The 22,982-nt window shown below is 40.5% G+C and carries 19 protein-coding genes; 12 read left to right on the top strand and 7 right to left on the bottom strand.

Annotated features, from left to right (window positions below):
- Window positions 1-310 precede the first annotated feature (310 nt).
- The 4 genes from QZ488_RS03845 to QZ488_RS03830 all read left to right on the top strand — a co-directional run bounded on the left by QZ488_RS03845 (window position 311) and on the right by QZ488_RS03830 (window position 3,237).
- Window positions 311-679 (top strand): response regulator, encoded by a 369-nt coding sequence (locus QZ488_RS03845; RefSeq protein WP_293746399.1) that lies wholly within the window; start codon window positions 311-313, stop codon window positions 677-679.
- 117 nt (window positions 680-796) lie between these two features.
- Window positions 797-2,209 (top strand): aldehyde dehydrogenase family protein, encoded by a 1,413-nt coding sequence (locus QZ488_RS03840; RefSeq protein ID WP_293746397.1) that lies wholly within the window; start codon window positions 797-799, stop codon window positions 2,207-2,209.
- 8 nt (window positions 2,210-2,217) lie between these two features.
- The gene (locus QZ488_RS03835) at window positions 2,218-2,637 is read left to right on the top strand and encodes a VOC family protein (protein ID WP_293746396.1); all 420 of its coding nucleotides are present in this window, start codon (window positions 2,218-2,220) and stop codon (window positions 2,635-2,637) included.
- Window positions 2,638-2,769: 132 nt separating this feature from the next.
- Window positions 2,770-3,237, top strand: a complete 468-nt coding sequence (locus tag QZ488_RS03830) for a Dps family protein (RefSeq protein WP_293746395.1) — start codon at window positions 2,770-2,772, stop codon at window positions 3,235-3,237.
- Window positions 3,238-3,403: 166 nt separating this feature from the next.
- Here the strand turns inward: QZ488_RS03830 and QZ488_RS03825 are convergent, their stop codons facing one another.
- The 3 genes from QZ488_RS03825 to QZ488_RS03815 all read right to left on the bottom strand — a co-directional run bounded on the left by QZ488_RS03825 (window position 3,404) and on the right by QZ488_RS03815 (window position 5,662).
- Window positions 3,404-4,081: a YitT family protein gene (locus QZ488_RS03825; protein ID WP_293746393.1), complete on the bottom strand. Its 678-nt coding sequence runs from the start codon at window positions 4,079-4,081 to the stop codon at window positions 3,404-3,406.
- Window positions 4,082-4,316: 235 nt separating this feature from the next.
- Window positions 4,317-4,607 (bottom strand): putative quinol monooxygenase, encoded by a 291-nt coding sequence (locus QZ488_RS03820; protein WP_293746391.1) that lies wholly within the window; start codon window positions 4,605-4,607, stop codon window positions 4,317-4,319.
- Between the two features lie 29 nt (window positions 4,608-4,636).
- Complete coding sequence (locus QZ488_RS03815; RefSeq protein ID WP_293746390.1) at window positions 4,637-5,662, bottom strand: zinc-binding alcohol dehydrogenase family protein; 1,026 nt, start codon at window positions 5,660-5,662, stop codon at window positions 4,637-4,639.
- Window positions 5,663-5,765: 103 nt separating this feature from the next.
- Here QZ488_RS03815 and QZ488_RS03810 point away from each other — a divergent pair, with 103 nt between their 5' ends.
- The 3 genes from QZ488_RS03810 to QZ488_RS03800 all read left to right on the top strand — a co-directional run bounded on the left by QZ488_RS03810 (window position 5,766) and on the right by QZ488_RS03800 (window position 7,993).
- A complete protein-coding gene (locus tag QZ488_RS03810) occupies window positions 5,766-6,686 on the top strand; it encodes a LysR family transcriptional regulator (RefSeq protein ID WP_293746405.1) in 921 nt (306 codons plus the stop codon).
- Between the two features lie 88 nt (window positions 6,687-6,774).
- Complete coding sequence (locus QZ488_RS03805; protein WP_293746389.1) at window positions 6,775-7,665, top strand: dienelactone hydrolase family protein; 891 nt, start codon at window positions 6,775-6,777, stop codon at window positions 7,663-7,665.
- Window positions 7,666-7,777: 112 nt separating this feature from the next.
- Entirely contained in the window at window positions 7,778-7,993 is a 216-nt protein-coding gene (locus QZ488_RS03800) for a hypothetical protein (RefSeq protein WP_293746388.1), read from the top strand.
- Between the two features lie 43 nt (window positions 7,994-8,036).
- On the opposite strand, the gene QZ488_RS03795 is transcribed toward QZ488_RS03800, so the two are convergent.
- Window positions 8,037-9,380 carry a sulfatase-like hydrolase/transferase gene (locus QZ488_RS03795; protein ID WP_293746387.1) on the bottom strand — a complete coding sequence of 448 codons (1,344 nt, stop codon included), beginning with the start codon at window positions 9,378-9,380 and terminating at the stop codon, window positions 8,037-8,039.
- A gap of 251 nt (window positions 9,381-9,631) precedes the next feature.
- Here QZ488_RS03795 and QZ488_RS03790 point away from each other — a divergent pair, with 251 nt between their 5' ends.
- The gene (locus QZ488_RS03790) at window positions 9,632-10,099 is read left to right on the top strand and encodes an LEA type 2 family protein (protein ID WP_293746386.1); all 468 of its coding nucleotides are present in this window, start codon (window positions 9,632-9,634) and stop codon (window positions 10,097-10,099) included.
- 28 nt (window positions 10,100-10,127) lie between these two features.
- Here the strand turns inward: QZ488_RS03790 and QZ488_RS03785 are convergent, their stop codons facing one another.
- From QZ488_RS03785 to fadB, 3 genes are all read right to left on the bottom strand, one after another.
- A complete protein-coding gene (locus QZ488_RS03785) occupies window positions 10,128-12,095 on the bottom strand; it encodes an EAL domain-containing protein (RefSeq protein WP_293746384.1) in 1,968 nt (655 codons plus the stop codon).
- Between the two features lie 138 nt (window positions 12,096-12,233).
- On the bottom strand, window positions 12,234-13,397 hold the full coding sequence (gene fadA, locus QZ488_RS03780; RefSeq protein WP_293746382.1) for an acetyl-CoA C-acyltransferase FadA: 1,164 nt from the start codon (window positions 13,395-13,397) through the stop codon (window positions 12,234-12,236).
- A 15-nt stretch (window positions 13,398-13,412) separates the two neighbouring features.
- Window positions 13,413-15,602 carry a fatty acid oxidation complex subunit alpha FadB gene (gene fadB, locus QZ488_RS03775; protein ID WP_293746381.1) on the bottom strand — a complete coding sequence of 730 codons (2,190 nt, stop codon included), beginning with the start codon at window positions 15,600-15,602 and terminating at the stop codon, window positions 13,413-13,415.
- Window positions 15,603-15,836: 234 nt separating this feature from the next.
- On the opposite strand from fadB, the gene QZ488_RS03770 reads away from it, so the two are divergent.
- The 4 genes from QZ488_RS03770 (at window position 15,837) to QZ488_RS03755 (ending at window position 22,889) form a co-directional block, all read left to right on the top strand.
- Window positions 15,837-17,810, top strand: coding sequence for a lytic transglycosylase domain-containing protein (locus QZ488_RS03770; RefSeq protein ID WP_293746379.1), 1,974 nt, complete (start codon window positions 15,837-15,839; stop codon window positions 17,808-17,810).
- A 100-nt stretch (window positions 17,811-17,910) separates the two neighbouring features.
- A complete protein-coding gene (pepQ, locus tag QZ488_RS03765) occupies window positions 17,911-19,251 on the top strand; it encodes a Xaa-Pro dipeptidase (RefSeq protein ID WP_293746377.1) in 1,341 nt (446 codons plus the stop codon).
- Window positions 19,252-19,309: 58 nt separating this feature from the next.
- Window positions 19,310-20,356 carry a GGDEF domain-containing protein gene (locus QZ488_RS03760; protein ID WP_293746375.1) on the top strand — a complete coding sequence of 349 codons (1,047 nt, stop codon included), beginning with the start codon at window positions 19,310-19,312 and terminating at the stop codon, window positions 20,354-20,356.
- Window positions 20,357-20,561: 205 nt separating this feature from the next.
- The gene (locus QZ488_RS03755) at window positions 20,562-22,889 is read left to right on the top strand and encodes a DUF5916 domain-containing protein (protein WP_293746373.1); all 2,328 of its coding nucleotides are present in this window, start codon (window positions 20,562-20,564) and stop codon (window positions 22,887-22,889) included.
- Window positions 22,890-22,982 lie beyond the last annotated feature (93 nt).

Here is a 22,982-nt window from a genome sequence, read left to right as displayed (position 1 = left end):
AGATATTTGGACAATGATGAAAAGTTCAATAAAAACAGTATGTTTAGTGTTCAACAACAGTTAATACAAACATAGCCAAAAACTAAGGTAATTCAACATTCCTCACCTTAGTATAATTATCCGAAATAGGTTGATGCACAATCCTAGCAAAACCAAACCTTAGAACTCAACTTAGAAGTTTAATATACCCATTCAGTTTACCTTTTTATTGATTAAAACGATGTACTTCACTGAACAAAAGCAATGGAGTATTTTTTTGCTGATTTTTTGTGACAAAAGTATCTTGTAAAAGATAAAAAGTTGGATGCTGGTGAATCAAACAAATATTTTAGTTATAGATGACGTAGAAGCCATACGTACGTTTTCTAGCTTGGTGCTTAAACGTATGGGTTACGAATTTGTCGAAACCGCAGACAGTGCGGAAGTGGCAATAGAAAAAGTCCAACATGTTACTTTTGATTTGATACTAGTTGATATCAATCTACCTTCAATGAACGGCTTGGAGCTACTTAAACATCTGCGAGCTAAAAGCCCAAGTAGTAAAGTGGTGATGTGTTCTGCGAGTAGTTCAGATAATAATATTCGACAAGCCATCGAGGATGGTGCAGAAGGTTTCTTAGTTAAACCTGTCACGCCTACTAGTTTGGTTTCTTTGTTACAGCGTTTGGGATTTCAGTAAATCACTACTATTCAAATTTATATTATGTATTTGTACCTTTTACCGTGTTTTGATTGATCCTCTTGGTATTTTCTGAGGTAACATGAGTATATAAAGTACAATTGTTACGGGTATTCCATGCAAGCAGCACCACTTTCGAATGATTCTCAGTTACCGTCGATCTCAGATATCGCGCCTAAAATTCAGTTGGTAAAAAATACTTTTGCTTCAGGTAAAACCAAAACTATTGATTGGCGTATCGAACAACTCAAACAAATCAGAAAGATGGTGGTTGAGCAGCAAGATAAAATTTTTGTCGCCATGCAACAGGATCTTGGTCGTTGTGATATGGAGTCTTGGACGGCTGAGTTAGGCGGAGTGATCAGCGAGGTGGATCATTCGCTTAAACATTTAAAAAAGTGGATGAAGCCACGCAAAGTTTCAACTCCTATTGTGGCCCAGCCAGCTAAAAGTTATATATTGCCAGAGCCTCTAGGCAGCATTTTAATCATCGGTGCATGGAATTATCCATTGTTGTTGGTGCTGTCTCCCTTAGTTGCTGCAATATCCGCTGGAAACTGTGCGGTTATTAAACCCTCAGAATTATCAGCCAATATGTCTAAGTTGGTTGCACAATTGATCCCCCAATATTTGGATAATGAGACCTTTGCGGTCGTAGAGGGTGCGGTAGCCGAAACAACTGAATTACTTAAACATCAGTTCGATCATATTATTTACACCGGTGGCGAAGTAGTGGGCAAAATAGTCATGCGTGCTGCAGCAGAATTTTTAACACCCGTTACCCTAGAGTTAGGTGGTAAGAGCCCTTGTATTGTCGACAGCTCGACTGATCTTGATGTGACTGCAGCCAGAATTGTCTGGAGCAAATGGATGAATGCAGGACAAACCTGCGTGGCACCAGATTATGTGCTGGTTGAAGAGGCATTTTCCGCCAAACTTATTGAAGCAATTAAAAACAAAATCACAGAATTTTATAGTGCTGACGCAGCTACTAGCCAAGATTATGGTCGTATTGTAAGTGAGCGTCACTTAGCGCGTATTGTCAGTTACTTGGACAGCCAAGATGTTGTGCATGGTGGCAAACATGATGTAGCCAATAAATATATTGAGCCAACTATTGTGCTCAATCCCGCCCATGACAGCCGCATAATGCAGGAAGAAATTTTTGGTCCGGTATTGCCAATAGTAACAATTAAAAATATTGAGGCAGCTATACCCTTTATCAATGAGCGAGCTAAACCCCTAGCCTTATATCTGTTCAGTAAAAATAGCGACTTTGAACAACAAGTTTTAGATTCAACTAGTGCCGGTATGGTGTGTATTAATGATGGCTTTATGTTTGCTGCTAATCCTAACCTACCCTTCGGAGGTGTTGGTAATAGTGGTACCGGTGCCTATCATGGAAAAATTGGATTTGATAATTTTAGTCATTTAAAAGCTGTGATGAAACGTAGTTTTTGGTTTGACGTGCCGTTACGTTATCCTCCTTTCACTGACAAGAAATTTAAGTTACTTAAAAAATTAATATAGGAACCTTAATGTCACTTAGTCCATTTCATCTAGCTATACCCGTAATTGATTTAGAGCAAGCCACAGCTTTCTATGGTAGCTTGCTAGGTTGTGAAAAAGGTCGCTGCTCTGAACAGTGGGTTGATTGGAATTTTTTTGGGCACCAACTAGTAACCCATCTTGTGACTGAGATGCCAAGTATGCCTAAACATAATGAGGTGGATAATCATGCTGTGCCAGTTCCTCATTTTGGCGTGGTATTAAACTGGAAAAATTGGCAAGCGTTGGCAAACAAATTACGCGCCGCTAAAGTCGAGTTTGTTATTGAGCCATATATTCGATTTGAAGGACAAACAGGTGAGCAAGCGACTATGTTTTTTCTTGATCCCAGTGGTAATGCTTTAGAATTTAAGGCATTTCAGGATCCCCAACAATTGTTTGCAGTTTAATACAGATAAACTATTGCAGTTGCATGTATTGATTAGATAAAGCGATTGGATTGTTTGATATTTCTCATTAGCCATTAAACCTCATAACGACTATTGTTTGCTGACATTCTCACCTCAAAAAGAGAGCAAACAATGAGTACTATCAATATTGGTATCAACGAAAAAGACAGGGAAATAATCGCTCAAGGATTAAAGTGTCTATTAGCTGATTCTTATACTTTATATCTTCAGACACATAACTTTCATTGGAATGTTACCGGTGCGCAGTTCAGAGAATTACACTTAATGTTCGAAGAACATTATACCGAATTAGCTTTGGCAGTTGATGATATTGCCGAGCGTATTCGTACCTTAGATGTGGTCGCACCTGGGACCTATAAAGCCTTTGCTAAATTGAGCTCGATTCAAGAAGTAGACGGCGTACCGTCCGGAACTGAGATGGTCAAAATTTTGTTGACCGGTCATGAAACAGTGGTAAAAACCTGTCGTACGGTATTAGCATCGGCGCAACAAGCAAACGACGAATCCACTGCAGCATTAGTCTCAGACAGAATGCGTGTGCATGAAAAAACAGCGTGGATGTTAAGGGCTTTGAGCTAAAATATATATGTCATCAATTTTAGCTTGGTAACCATTATACTGTTATATAATGTATAGATTAAGGCCAAAGTAAGTACTTACACTTTGGCCTTTTTATTTGTGTTAAGAACAGTTTGTGAGAAGTTGAAATATGCGCTTAATATTATTTTTGAACGTTAGTGTTATATTAATCAATGACACCTAATAACTCTTCTTCTAAGGTAGCATCTTTATCAATAGTCTTAGTTTTCTTTGATTCAACATAAGCTTGATAGCGACCTGGCTTATGATTTACCGCAATTAGTAAGTTAAGCGTGATGGCACCGATGACAGATAAAATCACCAAATCAATACTAAAGATAAAGATTGAGGAAGTCAGAATGACCGAGTCTACCAATAAACCGAAGTTGCCCGCTCGAATGTTAAATTTGTTCTGTAGGTAAAGGGCTAAAATACCTAAACCGCCTAGACTAGATTTATGTCTAAACATAATTAACAAACCCACACCAATTAACATTCCCCCAGCGACAGTGGCAAATATTGGATGAATACTCTGAATATTGATCAGATTTTGCATTTGCTCGGTCATCACTGACACCATAGTCACTGATATAAAAGTATTAATGGTGAAACGTTTGCTCAGCTGTGTCCAAGCAATGTAATAAAAGGGTAAATTAACTAAAAAAAATAACAATCCAAAGTTCAAATCAACTAAGTGTGTGCCAATTATCGCAATGCCTGCTGTACCACCAGTCAGTAAATTATGGGTACCAAACAACACCACACCAAAAGATACCAATACACCTGCACAAAACAGTGCCAATACGTCTTCATAAAATCTGTGGGTCGGAAAATTCACTGCCATACCTCTATATAAATAATTGGCTAAAAATCGGTCTGATTAGGAGAGGCGCGGATTCTACAGATTTAGGCTTATATTGTTAGGTCATCAGACAGATCAATTTACTGGTAGTTTAAGTACTTAAGTACCGTAAACTTTACGACTATAGTGGGTTTTGTAAACAAGCTGTAGGTGAGATGTTTCTGGGGCGTTTGAATAGAATTATAGCCAATCTAGGATTGGCTATAATTGAGTGAAATTAAGCGATTTTTGCCATTTCATTTAAGGTGAATTCTTCGACTGCGCCATCTGTTGCAGTCATATAGTCTTGCAAGTGTTGATTGGCCATATGCGTTTGCCATAACTCACGACTTTCCCAGTTTTCGTAAAATACAAAATGTGCTGGATTGTTGTTATCTTGGTGTAAATCATAGTTGATACATCCTTGCTCAGCGCGAGTAGTATCGATCAATTTAACTAGTTGTTCTTTTACCAAATCAATTTTGTTGGCTTCGGCTTTTATATTGGCGACGATAGTAAGTGTTGTCATATTTATTCCATTCTAAAGTTGGTTGGTGTTTAAAAGCCTTGCAACACAATCTTGCCAATTGAGCTACCTGATTCTAGTTCTGCATGTGCGGCTCTTAAGTTAGCAGCATTAATTAAGCCCAAATTTTTACCTGTTGTGGTTTGTATATAACCTTTATCAACTAACTCAGAAACTCGATTAAGTAAGCGACTTTGTTCCATCATATCTGTTGATTGATGCATTGCGCGGGCGAACATAAACTCCCAGTGAAGTGAAAGACTCTTTGCTTTGAGGAGAGTTATATCAAATGCTCCGGGATCATCAATCAATGCAATTTTTCCAAATGGAGCAAGTAATTCGGTGTAAGTATCCATATATTTTGGACTCCCATTTAAGCTTGCGACATGAGTCACTTGACCAATACTGAGTGCTTCAATTTGTGGCTGCAAAGCTTGAGTGTGATCGACTACGTAATCAGCTCCTAATTTCTTAACCCAATCTTGCGAACTTTGCCTTGAAGCTGTTGCAATAATTGTTGCGCCAGTTAAGGTCTTTGCTAGTTGCAGTAAAATTGAACCCACTCCACCCGCTGCGCCTACGACTAAAATCACTTCATCAGTTTTCTGTATGGCATCTGGATTTTGTTGTTTAATAGATAAGTGCTCAAACAATAATTCCCATGCAGTAATCGTGGTTAGTGGTAAAGCTGCGGCGTCCGCATCAGACAGGCTATTAGGTTTAAAACCTACGATCCGCTCATCTACTAATTGGTATTCAGCGTTGCTGCCTTGACGATTAAGATCACCCGCATAATAAACCTTATCGCCTAATTTAAATTGGCTAACTTTGTTACCAACTGCTGCGACTTCACCCACTGCATCCCAACCTATTACTTTAAAACTACCATCAGTTGAAACTACGTTCTGACGTATTTTGTAATCTACTGGGTTGACGGCTATGGCATTAACTTTAACCAAAATATCCCGTCCGCTTGTAATAGGGTTGGGTAGTTCAATATCTATCAGAGAGTTTTCATCTGAGATAGGTAGTGATGAGGTATATCCAATCGCTTTCATATTTGTTTTCCAGTTGATAATTAACTTGGGCAAAGCATAGTCCTTGAATTGTTTATAATAAACAGCATAATCATTGAATCATTATCAAATTATTTTTGACAATATGTTAATAGAAGATTTACAGGTAGTGTTAAAAGTGGCTGAATTTCACAGCATCACTGCGGCAGCGGTAAGCCTAGATATGCAAACAGCTACCGCCAGTGCCGCCCTAAAGCGTGTTGAAAAGGCCTTAGGTATTGACTTATTTATTCGTACTACCAGGCAACTCAGGCTGTCAAACGCAGGAGAACGATACATACCCCACTGCGAGCAAGCTTTGGCTACCCTCGACTTCGCTAAGCAAAATGTAAAGAGTGATATCGATGTGGTAGAAGGTGAACTACGTATAGGGTTGTCTTCAGACCTAGGGCGTAATTTGGCTATTCCTTGGTTAGATGAGATTATGCACATCCATAGGGCGCTTAGTTTAAAAGCCCACATTAGTGATAGTACAGTCGATTTTTATCGAGACCCAGTGGATATTGTATTGCGTTATGGTTCACCCAAAGACGCAAATGTATATGGGTTTAAAATATGCGACGTACCCAGTTTACTGTGCGCTGCACCGTCTTACCTTGAGCAACATGGCATACCAAAACACCCTTATGATTTGTCCGGTCACAACGGGCTGTTTTATCAATTGCACGACATTATCCATAACGAATGGGCGTTTTCCTGTAACGGTGAACAATTTAAAATCAAAATGAGCGGCGACAGAGCTGCTAATGATGGAGAACTAGTCAGCCGTTGGTGTGCTTCTGGTAAAGGTTTAGCGGTTAAATCTTGTTTGGATGTATCGGCCGATCTGTTATCAGGCAAAGTGGTGAGTGTGATGCCAAAATTTACACCTCGAGTCACAGAATTATGGATAATTTGTCCTAGCCGTCAATCTATTACACCGGCTGTGAGGTTGCTTAGAGACACTTTTAAACAAAAGTGTGAGAATATTTTGAATGAACTATCTCTGAAAGGGCTTTTGTCTTAACAGGCAGCTTAAAATTGATCTATCTCGGCACGATTAGACTACGCTGGTATACAATTATTCATTCGTATTGGTTAACTAGGAGAAAACAATGTCACACATCTCACCAGAAAAAATTCCGCAACAAGCCTTTGACTGGTATGACGATTATGCTCATGGTGATATTGACCGCCGTACCTTTTTAGGCCGGTTAGGTTCATTATCCGTTGTGGGATTAACACTTGGTGCAGTGACAAGTGCTCTTACACCGAATTACGCATTGGCAGAACAAGTTTCCTTTAACGACGGTGACATTAAAGCTACCTATCAAGAATTTGATTCACCGAATGGACATGGTAAAGGTCGAGGCTATTTGGTTGTACCCAGCAACATGAATGGTAAAGCACCGGCTGTGTTAGTGGTGCATGAAAACCGAGGACTCAACCCTTACGTACGAGATGTAGCAAGACGTTTAGCTAAACAAGGCTTTATCGCGTTTGCACCGGATGCACTTTTCCCTTTAGGCGGATATCCGGGTAATGACGATGATGGCCGAAGTATGCAGCGCAGCATGGACAGAGCAAAAATTGATCAAGATTTTATAGCGGCTGCCAGTTATCTGAAAAAACACGATTCCAGCACCGGCAAATTAGGTGTAGTTGGTTTTTGTTTTGGCGGATATGTGAGCAATATGCTGGCAGCTGCTGCGCCGGAGCTTATCGATGCCGCAGTGCCATTTTATGGTACACCAGCAAAGGGTGATCTAGTAAAAAATGTCAAAGCGCCAATCATGCTCCAATTTGCAGAAAACGATAAACGGGTGAATGCTACTTGGCCTGAGTATGAAGCGGCTTTGAAAGCTAATAACGTTAACTATACAGCGCATTTTTATCCTAACACGCAGCATGGTTTCCACAATGACTCTACCAGCCGTTATGCACCAAAAGCAGCTGAACTTGCTTGGTCACGTACGATTGAGTTTTTTAAACAGAATCTAAGTTAACCTTAGAATAACAGATTCCACTAATGCTTCGAATACCCTGTAACATTTTACTAAATGACATTTGTGGTTATCTGACTAAACTGTACATGGTTGATGCAAAAAGGATAATAGAATGAACAAAGACCTTAAAGGTATGTGCTTCTTTCTCGGTATGATTGGTTTGGCTTATGCTGCTATTTTAGTGGTTGTCATGTTATTTACCGGTTTTAAGATCCTCAAGAGCATTGTATTTATCTCTGCGTTTTCTTCATTTTTAGTCAGTTTAGGCCTCACTCCGCAAGTTAAGCAGCGGTTGGTGCAGGTGATTAAACAAAAGGTTGCACGTTAGTTTTAGCAAAAATTTAACGTCCTGACGGGCAACGCTATTACATTCAGCGAATTTTATCCAGCTCGGTAACTAACTCTAAGAGAATCGGAGAATAATCTCCTCCACTACTTAGCAGCTCTGATTTCTCTAGTGGATCGTTCTGCAAATCGTACAATACTTGCTCTCCATCGCTATATTCAATTAATTTATATTGTTGATTACGAATTGCCCAACCAGTCTCTCGGGTACTTTCAAACTCCACATAGTTGTACTGTCTGTTTGCGCTAGATTCATCGCTTAATAACTCTTTAAAACTAATACTATCGTGAATTTGATTGACGTCACTACCCGATAGTTGTGCGATGGTGGCAAAAAAATCAGTGGCGTTGATCAGAGCACTTTCTCTTTCATTTAGCCGGGTTACGCCTTTACCGGACGCTATCATCGGCACGGCCAAACCACCTTGGCTAAGTGAGCCTTTGCTACCATTCACGTATACCGTTGTATCTGCCACTTGGCCAGGGGTGCCATTGTCACCAATAAAAAATACTAGGGTGTTATCTCGTTCCTCTTCACTCATTGAATCGAGTAGACGGCCTATTTCTGTATCCAAGGCCTCTATGGCAGTTAAATAGTAAGCTCTTGGGTTGTTTTCTATATCAGTTTGCGTGCCTGATAAGTTTTGGCTGTGTAAATCTGCAGGGGGTAAATGGATGGGTAAATGAGGAGCAATATAGGCTAACCATAAAAACCAAGGAGATGATTGTTGTTGAATCCAATCAATAGCTGAGTTGGTTAATTGCGTTGTATTGTATACATTTGATTGTTCACTTTGACCATTAGTGGTGAATGTCCATGCTGAATAGTCAGGAATAGCACCCACCAATGAACCAGCAAAGTAAGGTATACCCATATCATTAGGGTGAGAACTTGCGACACCGTTGCCGCCTAAGTGCCACTTACCAATTAATGCTGATTGATAGTGAGCCGTTTTTTCATTGTTAGCTATATAGGCATGTAATACTTCTTCGCTGCCGGGCAATTCATCACCAATTGCCAGTACACCAGTATTGCTGCCATATTTACCTGTAATTAAAGCACTTCTGGTGGTGGTACATCCCGGCGTTACCCATAGATTATCAAACACTAAGCCGTTTGTCGCCAAACTATCTAATGTGGGAGTAGAAGGTAAACTTTGACTGAGATTGTACTGTGCAGAAGCGTCTAAACCCTGATCATCGGAGATGATTAATAGGATGTTTGGACTATCAACGTCACTTACAGGATTAGTGGGAGTATCGGGCAGGGCAACTTCTACTGGAGTTTGAACTTGAGCTGTTTCGCCTCCACCGCCGCAGGCACAAAGCATTAATAAAACAGGTGAGATGATTAGATAACGTTTATTCATTCTGACTTCTATATAGTGAACACGCTAATCAGCAGCCTATATCAATAGTAACTAGAACAGTAGCTGAGTAGTATAAAGTATCGGTAAATGTATAGGATTTACGATTTTTTAGGTGTTGTTAAAATAAGTGGGGAGATAGTTACTGACTCATTGTCCTCTAGGTTTGTCATGCTAAACGAAAGATGGATAGACCTTAGTTGTTGTACTCTTATTTTAGCGTTACAGTCTTTGCAAACTTAAAGGGAACTAACATGAAACCGATTTTAACATCGTATATGGCGATTATTGTTTTTGTTATATTGTCTGGATGTACTGCTTTAAACCCTAATTTCGAGAAGCCTCAAGTCAGTGTTAACTCATTTAAGATACTGCCAGGAGGTATTATAAATCCCACTTTTGAAATTGGCTTACGAGTGGTTAATCCAAATAACATTGCATTGAATTTAGAAGGCATGTCATATACCGCAAGTATTGAAGGCAACAAGGTGTTTTCTGGTGTGGCTAATCAACTTCCGATAGTGCCAGCTTATGGTGAGGAGGATATTAAACTTAATGTAAAAGCCGACTTGTTTGGTGGTCTTAGGTTATTTGCCGATTTACTGAAACCACGTGAAACGCCAATCGGTTACACCTTAAAAGTTAAATTGGATCTAGGCACCTTTTCCTTACCAATTTACATCACCCATGAAGGGGTTTTAACCATACCAAACGCTAACTAACCTGAGCTTGGGAACGTTAAGGAGTTAACTAATCAAATAGCTTCACGTTTTCTGATAAGTCAAACTGTTCGATGGGTGCCGGTCGATAAAAATAATAACCTTGCATGTTATTGCAACCAAGGGTTAACAATAGGTCTTTTTGCTCTTGGGTTTCTACCCCTTCTACTGTGCAACTTACATTAAAGCTAATGCATAATTCTAGAATAGTTTTCACTACGCCTTGGCTACGTTGATCATGAAGTAAGTTTGCTACGAAACTGCTGTCAATTTTTAGATTATCAAATGCCAATTTATGAATGTAACTCAGGCTTGAGTAACCAGAGCCAAAGTCATCTAAGGCAATCATAAAGCCTTGAGCTTGCAATTTTTTAGTGGTTGCAGAGCAAAGGTCTAAATCACTCATCATGGTAGTTTCAGTGATTTCAAATTGGATCCGTTTACTTGGAATGCCATGGAAATCAACAATGCGTTTCAACTCAAGTAGGGTTTTATGACTAATCACATCATGGACTGATAGATTGAATGATAAGTACAAATGCTCAGGCCAAAGCTTTAAGTCACATACCGCTTGTTCAAATAATCCTAAGGTAATTTCGGTTACCATGCCTGTTTTTTCAGCAACGGCAATAAATTCGGTTGGTGATATGTGTCCTAGCTCTGGGTTATCCCATCTGGCTAGCGCTTCTAAACCCAATAATTGTTCCGTTTGTCCATTCACTATAGGCTGATAATGTAAGCTCAGTTCTTTGTTTTTAACACTTTGATTTAGGGCTAACTCTAGTTTTGATTTCTGTCTGATTAAGCGTTCGTGCTCAGCGGTAAAAATTACTGTGCTGCCTCTGGCTTCTGATTTAGCCTGATATAGCGCAAAGTCTGCTCTTTCCATTAACGCATCTACTGTGTCTCCGGCTTCAGGGTAAATGGCAAAACCACAAGAGCCAGAAATTTGAACTAAACCAGTGCGCATAATGAAGGGCTGCCCTAAGATTTGCGTAATTTTTTTACCAAAGGCTTCGACTTCGTTATGACTGGCGCTGTGGTCGATGACTATGGCAAATTCGTCGCCTCCAATCCTTGCAAGCATGCAGTCATCATTTAGCGCTTTGGTTAAGCGTTGACTGACTTCCATCAAAACGCGATCACCTGCTGCATGGCCATGAATATCATTCACTGGCTTAAAGCCATCTAAGTCAATTAAGCCAACAATAAAACTAGAGGTATGGCTAAGTTCATTGAGTTTTTGACTGAGGTAATTGGCAAAGCTACGTCGATTGGCTAATTTTGTTAGGCCATCTTGATTGGCTAATAATTCATTTTGAACATTAAGTCGCTGTGTTTGTGCATGTTGTACCACCAAATCTTGTTTGGCTATCACAACATTTGAAAATGCACGGTAATAACTTAATGTAATTAACACTAAAACACCCGCTACCATGGTGAAATTAATGGCAATAGCAACAAAAATTGGTTCCCCACTAGCGCTAAAAAATAGCACAAAAGGAATGCCTACGGTGAGCGTGGTAGACCATACAGCTGCTGGCAAATGAATTAGGCAGACAATGATGCCAATTACTGTCACCGACATAAAATAGGCAATATGAGCCCTTAAGCTGACATCTCCGTAATCATAGAGTACAAAACACCATAGCGAAAATCCTATGCCCATTATAATGGAAAACAACACCGTCATTTTTATTTGGTGTTTGGCTTGTTCAAGACTGAAGGTTTTTTGTTTAAATGTATGCCACTTAAAGGCGCGTAAAATGCAAGCAACGCTTAAAAAACCGGCCACATATATGGTTAGATAATCGGGTGCGATACCATAATGGGTGTAAGCCAGTGCTAAAGAATTGGTACACAAGATAAAATATAGCAGGGGAACTTTAGTTAAAAGCTCATTAAATTGCGCAAAAATCAGTGGCTCTAATTTCTCACCACTGCCAGCCAACTGAATTAGCCGCTTTAATCTATTAATAACTGCCTCTGATTTTTTCATCATTATTACTTCGCTATCAATACATCTTAACGGTGTTTTTAACAATCACCAGAAAATTCTGAGAGTATTGGTGCTGGTGATTAGAAAAAAAGGGCTCCTAATTAGGAGCCCTTAATATGATGCTTCACTTAAACATTATTAGACACGCTCAAATACTGTAGCAATGCCCTGACCTAAACCGATACACATAGTAGCCAAACCGACAGATTTATCATTGTCTTCCATGAGATTAATCAAAGTAGTGGATATACGTGAGCCAGAACATCCTAGAGGGTGACCAAGTGCAATAGCGCCACCGTTGAGGTTAACTCTGTCATCGTAATTATCAATCCAACCAAGTTGTTTGATACAAGACAATGCTTGTGCAGCAAAGGCTTCGTTAAACTCGGCAAGTTCAATATCTGCCATCGTCATGCCAGCACGCTTCAGTGCTTTTTGGGTAGCTGGTACTGGACCAAATCCCATTATCGCTGCATCACAACCAGCTACCGCCATGGCACGAATTTTAGCGCGTGGTGTTAGCCCTAGTGCTTTAGCTTTATCAGCGGACATGATCAACATGGCAGATGCACCGTCAGATAAGGCAGACGAAGTACCGGCCGTGACCGTACCATTAACCGGATCAAAAACCGGTCTTAAGGCAGCCATGGTTTCTACTGTTGAATCAGGACGGATCACTTCATCTACACTGATAGACTTCAATACACCATCAGCATCATGGCCTTGTGTGGCAACGATTTCTTTAGCCCAACGGCCTTCGATGGTGGCTTGATTAGCGCGTTGATGTGAGCGAGCGCCAAAGGCGTCTTGCATTTCACGAGTGATACCGTTTTGACGGCCTAATAATTCAGCTGTCATGCCCATGTTGCCTGATGCTTTGGCGGCGTGTTTAGCAATGCCCGGATGAAAGTCTAGATTGAAATTCATTGGCACATGGCCCATATGTTCAACCCCACCAATCATATACACATCGCCACGGCCAGACATAATACCACTAGTGGCATCATGTAAGGCTTGCATAGACGAACCACATAAGCGGTTTACTGTAACCGCACCCGTTGAACGCGGTATATCTGTTAATAACTGTGCATTACGAGCAATATTGAAACCTTGCTCCTTAGTTTGTTGTACACAGCCCCAAATAATGTCTTCTATGTCATTCGGATCAAGGTTTGGATTACGCTCAACCAATTTTGACATGAGGTGTGCAGATAAGGTTTCTGCACGTACATTGCGAAAAATACCGCCTTTAGAGCGACCCATAGGTGTACGTATACAATCAACTACTACGACTTCTTTCATGATCTTCTCCTCAGGTTATTTAGTGTGGGTTTTTTTTAAAGAGCTCTGCGAAAAGTCCGCAAAATATGATTTGTTTGATGCAGCCATTTCGCGCACACCATCAGAAATCTGATAAACCGGACCTAAATCTGCGTATTTATCGGCTAATGCTACAAAGTTGGCCAAACCCATCGTTTCAATATAGCGGAATACACCGCCTTTGAAAGGAGGGAAACCTAGACCATAAAGTAGCGCCATATCGGCTTCTGCTGCGCTGGCAATAATGCCTTCTTCTACACAACGTATTGCTTCGTTGGCCATAGGTATCATCACTCGTGCAATGATTTCGTCTTTGTCGAAATCTTGTTTGCTGGCGCAGTGTGGTGCAAACAATTCGTAAGCTTCTGGCGCAGGCACCTTAGCTGGGCGACCACGTTTGTCTAGGCTAAAGTTATAGAAACCTTTGCCATTTTTCTGCCCTAAGCGATCTGCTTTGTATAAAAGAGTAACCGGATCATTTTCAATTTTTTGCATACGTTCTGGGATACCGTCAGACATCACACTAGATGCATGGTCAGACGTATCCATACCAACTACATCTAGCAAAAATGCAGGACCCATTGGCCAACCAAAGATTTTTTCCATCACTTTATCAACAGCAACAAAGTCAGCGCCATCCATAATTAGTCTGCTGAAACCAGCAAAGTAAGGAAACAATACACGGTTAACAAAAAAGCCCGGACAATCGTTGACTACAATAGGGGTTTTACCCATTTTTAAGGTGGCTGCTACCACAGCTGAAATAGTATCTTCAGAGGTTTTTTCACCACGAATAATCTCGACAAGTGGCATTTTATGCACGGGATTAAAGAAATGCATGCCGCAGAAACGTTCTGGTTTTTGTAAACTTTTGGCTAAGTGGTTAATAGAGATGGTCGAAGTGTTTGAGCAAATGATTGTATCATCAGATACATGTGTCTCAGTTTCTGCCAACACTATGCTTTTCACTTTAGGGTTTTCTACTACCGCTTCAATGACTAAGTCGACATCTTTAATGGCTGAATATTCTAAGGTAGGAACAATACTATTTAAGGTAGATGCCATAGTGGCAGCATTTACTTTACCACGTTGCATGCCTTTGCCTAAGATAGTCGCCGCTTCTTTCAAACCTAAATCTAATGCTGCTTGGTTGATATCTTTCATTATGACAGGCGTGCCTTTTACAGCAGACTGGTAAGCTATACCACCACCCATAATACCTGCGCCTAAAACAGCCGTTTGTTTTATGGCTTTGTTAGCAGCCTTAGCTTGTTTTTTACCTTTACCTTTGACGAGCTGGTCAGCTAAAAAGATACCCACTTGGGCTTTTGCTGCGTCTGTCTTGGCTAATGTAGTAAAACCTTGGTTTTCCAATTTAAGCGCGCCGTCACGGTCAAGCCCAGCGGCTTTTGATACTGTGTCTACCATCATGTGAGGTGCTGGGTAATGTTTGCCAGCTTGGGCCATTACCATTGCTTTTGCTGTGGAAAAACTCATCATAGCTTCGTTTTGGTTTAAGGTCAGTGGCGCCTTTTTTTCAGCGCGACGAGCTTGCCAATCAAAGTCGCCAGCTAGTGCATCTTTGAGCATGCTAAGTGCAGCATCAGCTAATTTATCTGGTGCTACGACAGCATCAACCGCGCCTTCAGCTAGGGCTTTTACTGCTTTGCGATCACGGCCTGTGGTCATCCATTCTAGGGCGTTATCAGCGCCAATAAGGCGTGGAAGGCGCACTGTACCGCCAAAGCCTGGCATTAAACCAAGTTTGACTTCTGGCAAGCCGATGCTGGCAGTGGTATCGGCCACCCTCAAATCACAGACTAAAGTCATTTCACAACCGCCACCAAGTGCAAAACCATTGATTGCAGCGATAGTCGGGAAAGGTAAGTCTTCAAAACGATCAAATACTTGAGATGTTTTAGCTACCCAGTCCAGTACTTCTGCATCTGGCATATCAAATAATTCAGTAAATTCGGTGATATCAGCACCCACAATAAAGGTGGATTTTGCTGAACGGACTACTACACCTTTTACGTCTGAATTAGCAGCAAGTGCTTGTGTTGCCGCATCTAAGTCTGCAACGGTTTGTCGATCGAATTTATTCACCGAACCTTGGGCATCAAATACTAATTCTGCAATGCCATCTTGCAGTAATTTAACCGTGAGGCTTTTACCTTCGTATATCATGTTCATCTCCTGTGGCTATCGCCAAAGCGTGGGTTGGGAGGAGGCCAATGGCCCTCCGAATATAGACTGTATGAATTGTTGTTAAAATATTTGGAAAGGGCAACCTAACTTTTAACATAATCAATCAAGAGTTGTTACATGTGGGTAAATAGCTTTAATTCAACTGGTCGTGCCAGTTAAAGAGTGAATAAATCGAAATACTCGCTTTTATCCGTAAACAAGTTTGTTAGTATCATGTCTAACACCTTAACTGGCCTTTCTTTTCATGTTTTGGAATTTTTGACTATTCGTTATTTGTTTTGTCTGGTAATTATCAGTGTCTTGTTGACTCAAGGTGTAATGGCTGCACCTAAGCTCGCTCGTGAGCAACAACGAAAGCTATTTATTGAAGCGGAAAGGTTAGCGCACAATCCAAATGGCAGTGCCTATAAAAATATTATGCAACAACTAGAGGGCTATCCTCTAAGACCTTACGTCGAGTTAAAAACCTTAAGTAAATTTCCCTTTATGGCGAATAAAAAACAAATAGAAAGTTTTTTAGCCAAACATGAATCTTCTCCTTTAGACAGACCTTTGCGCAAAAAGTGGTTGGCTTATCTGGCCAAGCAAAATCAACCAGAACTGTTTAGTGATTTTTATCGAGATATGGGAAATACCGGTTTGAACTGCAGGAATGCAGAATTAATGCTGCAAATAGATCCTGCCAATGTCAAAGCATTTGAACTGGCAGAAAACTTGTGGGTAGTGGGTAAATCACAACCTAAAGACTGCGACGTTTTATTCAAGAAATGGCAAAAGGCTGGTAAACGTACGCCAGATTTAGTTTGGAAAAGGTTGTCTTTGGCGGCCGACGGTGGCAACCACACACTCATACCCTATATAAAAACCTTGTTACCAAAGGATCAGCAATATTTAGCTGATCTTTGGTTAAAGGTGCGCCGCTCACCTAGCCAAGTTTCACGTCTCTCAAATTTCCCAGGAAAATACCCTGAAAAGGAAACCGAGATACAGGTTTATGGGTTAAAACGTTTGATCAGCAATAATCGAGATTTAGCCTTGCGCAGTTGGGAGAAACTATCACAAAGATTTACTTTTTCGGCACATCAGCAAAAACAAATATCTTACCGATTTGCTACTTTTTTAGCCCTAGCAGATCATGACCAAGCTGAAATATGGTTAGAAAAAGCCACCAACCTTGAGCCTGATGCAGAACTACTGCGTTGGCACTTAGCTCATGTATTAAGGCAGCAAAATTGGCAGCATGCATTAGACGTGATTAACTTTGTATCGCCCGAAATTGCCAGCGACAATGTATTTCAATACTGGAAAGCGCGAGCTTACGCAAAGTTAGGTGCCAAGGAACTGGGTGAACAAGGGTTACAAAAACTCGCCAAACAACGTCATTATTATGGGTTTTTGGCCAGTGGAAAGCTTTCTGAGATGGCTAGTTTAAATGATAATCCGTTGTTGATAGCGCAAGGTGATTTAGATGAGTTGGCTGCATTGCCTGCTGCACAAAGAGCCTTTGAATTTAGGGCGTTAGGCCGCAATCTTAGTGCAAGACGCGAGTGGATATTTTTGCAAAGTCAATTAACCCAGCCACAGAAGGTAACTGCCGCGGTACTTGCTAGTCAGGAAAATTGGCATGACCAAGCCATTTTCGGCTTTTCCAAATCAGGTTACCTAGATGATTTGAGCCGACGTTTCCCCATGGCATTTGATAACCAACTGCAAAGTAATGCCAAGAAAAACAACATTGATGTGGCTTGGGCATATGCCATAGTAAGACGTGAAAGTTCTTTTATGCCAGATGCCGCCTCTCATGCTGGTGCTTTGGGGTTGATGCAAGTTATGCCGGGTACTGCGCGGTATCTGTCCAAGAAAAAAGTTAAACGGAACTCCCTATTTAATCCCAGCACAAATGTTGAACTGGGTACGCAATATATGCGTTATTTAATGGACAAAATGGATAATAACCGCATCTTGGCCACCGCATCTTATAACGCAGGGTGGAGAAGGGTAAAACAATGGCAGCCTGAAAAAGGTAACGTGCCATTGGACTTATGGATAGAAACTATTCCCTATAAGGAAACCCGCAATTACGTTAAAGCAGTGCTGGCGTACCAACAAATATATAGCCAACATCTAGGTGGCAGTGAGAACCTGTTTAAAGCGTTAGCTAATATGGAAATCCCACCCAAAAGTTAGTAAAGGTTGATTAAACCACCTGATATCCATTCAGTTTGTAAAATGGTTTGCCTTTAAGCTTATGTTAATCTATCAATATATTATTTGATGAGAATCTGGCATGTCACCTTTAGCTCAAGTTTACCCGCAACTAGCAGAAACCTATCCGCAACATATATCCGAGTTGCAAAGCCGCACTTGTGAGGCTTTGCAACGGGAGAGTCTTGACGGATTGATTATTCATTCAGGCCAAAGTAAGCGCTTGTTTTTAGACGATAACAACTATCCATTTAAAGTGAATCCGCAGTTCAAGGCCTGGTTGCCTGTTATTGATAACCCAAATTGCTGGTTGATTGTGAATGGCGTTGATAAGCCCAAACTAGTGTTTTATCGACCTAAAGACTTCTGGCATACGGTACCAGATGAGCCAAATGATTTTTGGGCAGAGCAATTCGATATAGTTTTATTGACTCAAGCTGATGCGGTGGAAAAACACTTACCTTTTGATAAAAGTAAATATGCTTATATAGGTGAATACATTGAAGTAGCCAAAGCGCTGGGATTTGAATTAGTCAATCCCGATAGAGTCATGCATTACCTGCACTATCAGCGAGCATACAAAACAGATTACGAGTTGATGTGTATGCGTGAAGCAAATCGTATAGCAGTTGATGGGCATCGCGCAGCCAAAATAGCCTTTGAACAGGAACTAAGTGAATTTGATATTAATTTGGCCTACCTTTGTGCTGTAAGGCAAGGTGACAACCAAGTTCCCTACAATAATATTATTGCGTTAAACGAAAACGCATCAATATTGCATTACACCGATTTGGTCACACAAGCGCCTACTCATGCACGGTCATTTTTAATTGATGCTGGGGCAAATTTTAATGGTTATGCGGCTGATATTACCCGCACCTATGCGCGAGAAAATGGTGTATTTGCAGACTTAATAGAGTCTTTGCACAACATTACCCAACAGTGTGTGGATGAGCTTAAACCTGGGGTGTCTTATGTGCAGATTCATACCCGTGCTTATTATCAAATTGCAGCACTTCTATCTGACACAGGAATAGTGAATTTAGCCGCAGCCGATTTAGTTGAAACAGGCATTGTTAGTACGTTCTTCCCCCATGGTATTGGTCATTTCTTAGGTCTTCAAGTGCATGATGTAGCGGGTCATGTGTCGGATGACAGAGGCACTCCCAATCCAAGCCCTGAAGCTCATCCATTTCTGCGAAATACTCGCACAATCGAAGCACGACAAGTGTTTACCATTGAGCCGGGATTGTATTTTATTAATAGTTTATTGGCAGAGCTAAAAAGCAGCGAACAATCTAAATATATTAATTGGAATGTTGTAGATAGTTTACGCCCGTTTGGCGGCATAAGAATTGAAGATAATATAATTGTGCATCGTGATAAAAACGAAAACATGACGCGAGAACTAAATTTAAACTAGCTTATTTTAAGTCGAATATGTTGATGATAGGGGTAAGTGCTTGATTTTACGCAAACTAATGAAACTTTTTAACAACAGTGACAAAATTTTTAATTTGTTTTTGTTGGTATTAGTATCTGCTGTTTGTTTTCTGTGGATTGTAGAAGAGCAATTAGAGGTAATCTTCGATTATGACCGTTATGGTTATGGCGTTACCCTTGCTGTATTGGTCGTTTGTTATTGCCTAAGTGTACTTGCCAAAAAAATACACATTGCTCGTATAGTTGTTTTCATTTATTTGGTTTCGTATCTTCTCTTTTTAACTATTATCACGTTTTTACAGGCAGCCAATACAGGCACTATTTACACCGTAGCTTCTACTTTGCAGTGGGTACCCGTTTTATACATAGTTTCATTTTTATTTTTACCCACTCGCCAGGCCATTTTTAGTGCCTTAGGAATTTATTGTGTAATGTTAACGCTACTTTTTGTTGCACATGTCGATGTATTTGAGCTCAAAAATACAGTGCTTCAAGCCATGTTACTTAATGCTGCTTTATCTCAAAGCGTGTGTATATTTTGTTTGTTTGGTGTGGTTAAGCTAAAAAGAACCAAAGACGCTTCAAACTTGCGCGCCGAAAAAATGGAAAAAGCTGCCAATATCGATGGTTTGTTAGGTATTGGAAATCGCCGTATGTTGCAGAGCAGACTCAGTACTATGGCGTCAGGCTATACTCCATTTTCATTGCTGTTGATTGATATTGACCATTTTAAAGCAATAAATGACACTCATGGGCACTTAATCGGTGACGATATCCTACGAGAGATGACTCAAAATATAGAAAGCAGTTTACGCCCTGAAGATACAATTGGACGATGGGGCGGAGAAGAGTTTTTAGTTCTTGCCAATGGCACTGAGTTAGCGATTGCGGAAAAATTGGCTGAAAGAATACGTTTAGCTGTAGAGAAGCAAGAGTTTACAACTGTTGGTCGCGTTACCGTGAGTATTGGTGTGGCACAATTTCAGCCTAATACATCTGTTAGCCATACCTTCTCGATTGCTGACAAGGCGCTATACGAAGCCAAAAATTCCGGACGTAATCAGGTTGCCACAGCACAAACATAAATAAATTTGCATTAAGGCAGAATGGTTTAAATTGATTGAGATGACCAATATTCTGACTTGAATTGTTGGAGCATATGTAACTTGTCGGGCTGACAGGTTGATTTAACGTATAAAGATATTTTTGTTTATGCATTTAGTCTACCCTCTCGCAGCTGTCCAAAACGCCTTGTTGGATAAGAACTGTTATTAATCGGAATCGTAATACATGCTTCGTCTTTTGATCTGCCCCTTATTTTTTTTCGTCTGCGTTAATGCTACTTGGGCCCAGCAAAATACTTCTAAAGCCCACGTTTTAAATCATTTCGCCATGTTAGATATTCCCAATATAGCAGGCGAGATAAAGGTTGATGGCGAACTTGATGATAAATACTGGCAACAAGCAAAAGAGCTAGAACTTAATTACGTCACTCGTCCATTTGAAAATACTCGTCCTCCGGTGACCACTACAGTCAAAATGTTCGAAAATGGTCATACCCTCTATGTGGCGTTTATTGCTCAAGATCCCAATGTGGAAAACATCAGCGCTTTTTATCGAGACAGAGATGGCATATGGAGTAATGACTTAGTTGGGATCAAGCTTGATACCTTTAACGACAGTCGATTAGCCCATCAGTTTTTTGTCAACCCTCTTGGTATTCAAGCTGATTCGATTGAAAACGAAATGACCGGCAGAGAAAGTGACAGTTGGGATGGTATCTGGCAGTCAGCAGGTAAAATTGTTGCTGATGGTTATCAGGTTGAAATGGCTATTCCATTGCGTATTTTAAATTTTGAAGAGGGTGATGAACATAAAACGTGGGGGGCTGAACTTGTGCGTTATTACCCAAGGACAGATCGCTTACGTATTTCAAATATGCCACTGGATCGAAACAACTCATGTAACTTATGTCAAATGGGCTCTATTGCTGGTTTTAAACAAGCTAAACAAGGTAAAAATTTGGCATTAGTACCCACATTAGTCATGGGTAAAGGGCAGAGCCGTGACTTAGAAGAAACCTTAGAATGGGATGATTCTGATAACAAAGAAGTAGGCTTGGATGTGAAGTGGGGGATCACCCCAGAAATATCCTTGCAAGCCACCCTTAATCCAGATTTCTCACAAGTGGAAGCGGATGTTGCCCAGCTGAGTATTAACGATACTTTTGCGCTTTTCTTTGATGAGAAACGTTCCTTTTTCTTAGAGAACTCTGATTATTTTTCAAGTAACTACAATTTAGTTTATACCCGTAATGTTGGGGCACCTGACTATGGCGCCAAAGTAACCGGACGCATTAATCAACATACCTTTGGTTTGTTTGTGGCCAATGACGAATCGACCACCTTTTTAGTGCCCGGCAACTTGGGCTCTAGTATCGCGTCTTTTGAAGAGGAATCGCTAAACTTAGCACTTCGTTATCGCTATGATTTATCTGATAAATTATCAATCGGTTGGACCAGCACTCTGCGTGACGCAGAGGGTTACCATAACTATGTGAATGGCATTGATGCAAAATATCAGCTAACAGATAATGACACCTTTCGTGCGCAGATATTACGTTCTGACACTCAATATCCAATAGACCTATACAAAGAGTTCTGTGACAACAATTGCCAACAAGAAGACGATTACTCAGAAACCGCTATTCGCTTAAAAAAGACTGAAGATTTTAGTGGTAAGGCTTATATAGTCAGCTATTCCCATGAACAACGTAATTGGGATGTTTCTCTACGTCGAAATAGTCGAGGCGCAGGCATTCGAACCGATTTAGGATTTGGTTCTTTGGCAGACAGGCATCAGTCTGTTATTGGTGGTGGGTATAATTGGTTCAGCGAAAACAGCTGGTGGAATAGGATCAGGTTATCTGGTGACTGGGATATCAGCCATAACGATAATGGCGAGTTAATTGAGAAAGAAGCAGAAGCTTATCTGAGTGTTAATGGTCAACATCAGTCATTTTTTAGAGTCGGCCTAGTGAAGCGCGATAAAGTCGGTTTACGTGATAATCCGGGTAATCTGAGTATCACTAATAACAGTACCTTGTTTACCGAACAAATGGGCTCGTTTTATTTTGAAATGCGCCCAAGCCCTGCATGGTATATCAGTACGTTTTCGCGTTTTGGTGATCATATCGATTATGACAACAATCGCTTGGGTAAACAGTTATTAGTACGCCCAACGATTAACTGGAATTTAGGCAAGAGTTTACAGTTTAAGTTGCGTCATACTTATCAGGACTTCGAAGTGGATAACCAGCAACTTTTTACCGCTAACCTTTCAGATTTTCGTGCTACCTATCAGTTTGATCAACGCCAGTTTTTGCGCCTAATTTTAGTGTATTCAGACATTGAACGTAATCAACAAAACTATACATTTGATGTTGACGCCAACAGTAAAGGATTGAGCACACAGCTGTTGTATTCATACAAGCTCAACCCTTTGACCAAGTTCTTTGTGGGTTATTCAGACTTATCTTATCAAGATGATGTGGTGACATCTTTGACCCAAAGCGAACGCTCAGTCTTTATGAAATTAAGTTATGCGTGGCTAAACTAAAATAGATATCGCAACCTACTATCTACTATGGGTAATTAGTATTACTTGCTGCAATGTCTTAATTAACTACTCTTCAAATTGAACGGATATAAA

Source organism: uncultured Paraglaciecola sp., from assembly GCF_913020055.1.
Lineage (GTDB): Bacteria > Pseudomonadota > Gammaproteobacteria > Enterobacterales > Alteromonadaceae > Paraglaciecola.
Note: the sequence above shows the minus strand (reverse complement) of the source record. Positions and strands in the feature narration are given on the sequence as shown.

Bases quoted from the DNA above. Each gene is read 5' to 3' on its own strand.
- QZ488_RS03810 (WP_293746405.1), top strand. From the start codon at position 5,766: ATGTTAATAGAAGATTTACAGGTAGTGTTAAAAGTGGCTGAATTTCAC.
- QZ488_RS03815 (WP_293746390.1), bottom strand. From the start codon at position 5,662: ATGAAAGCGATTGGATATACCTCATCACTACCTATCTCAGATGAAAAC.
- QZ488_RS03785 (WP_293746384.1), bottom strand. From the start codon at position 12,095: ATGAAAAAATCAGAGGCAGTTATTAATAGATTAAAGCGGCTAATTCAG.
- QZ488_RS03825 (WP_293746393.1), bottom strand. From the start codon at position 4,081: ATGGCAGTGAATTTTCCGACCCACAGATTTTATGAAGACGTATTGGCA.
- QZ488_RS03835 (WP_293746396.1), top strand. From the start codon at position 2,218: ATGTCACTTAGTCCATTTCATCTAGCTATACCCGTAATTGATTTAGAG.
- QZ488_RS03795 (WP_293746387.1), bottom strand. From the start codon at position 9,380: ATGAATAAACGTTATCTAATCATCTCACCTGTTTTATTAATGCTTTGT.
- fadB (WP_293746381.1), bottom strand. From the start codon at position 15,602: ATGATATACGAAGGTAAAAGCCTCACGGTTAAATTACTGCAAGATGGC.
- QZ488_RS03840 (WP_293746397.1), top strand. From the start codon at position 797: ATGCAAGCAGCACCACTTTCGAATGATTCTCAGTTACCGTCGATCTCA.
- QZ488_RS03755 (WP_293746373.1), top strand. From the start codon at position 20,562: ATGCTTCGTCTTTTGATCTGCCCCTTATTTTTTTTCGTCTGCGTTAAT.
- QZ488_RS03830 (WP_293746395.1), top strand. From the start codon at position 2,770: ATGAGTACTATCAATATTGGTATCAACGAAAAAGACAGGGAAATAATC.
- QZ488_RS03790 (WP_293746386.1), top strand. From the start codon at position 9,632: ATGAAACCGATTTTAACATCGTATATGGCGATTATTGTTTTTGTTATA.
- QZ488_RS03770 (WP_293746379.1), top strand. From the start codon at position 15,837: ATGTCTAACACCTTAACTGGCCTTTCTTTTCATGTTTTGGAATTTTTG.
- QZ488_RS03760 (WP_293746375.1), top strand. From the start codon at position 19,310: ATGAAACTTTTTAACAACAGTGACAAAATTTTTAATTTGTTTTTGTTG.
- QZ488_RS03800 (WP_293746388.1), top strand. From the start codon at position 7,778: ATGAACAAAGACCTTAAAGGTATGTGCTTCTTTCTCGGTATGATTGGT.
- QZ488_RS03805 (WP_293746389.1), top strand. From the start codon at position 6,775: ATGTCACACATCTCACCAGAAAAAATTCCGCAACAAGCCTTTGACTGG.
- fadA (WP_293746382.1), bottom strand. From the start codon at position 13,397: ATGAAAGAAGTCGTAGTAGTTGATTGTATACGTACACCTATGGGTCGC.
- QZ488_RS03820 (WP_293746391.1), bottom strand. From the start codon at position 4,607: ATGACAACACTTACTATCGTCGCCAATATAAAAGCCGAAGCCAACAAA.
- pepQ (WP_293746377.1), top strand. From the start codon at position 17,911: ATGTCACCTTTAGCTCAAGTTTACCCGCAACTAGCAGAAACCTATCCG.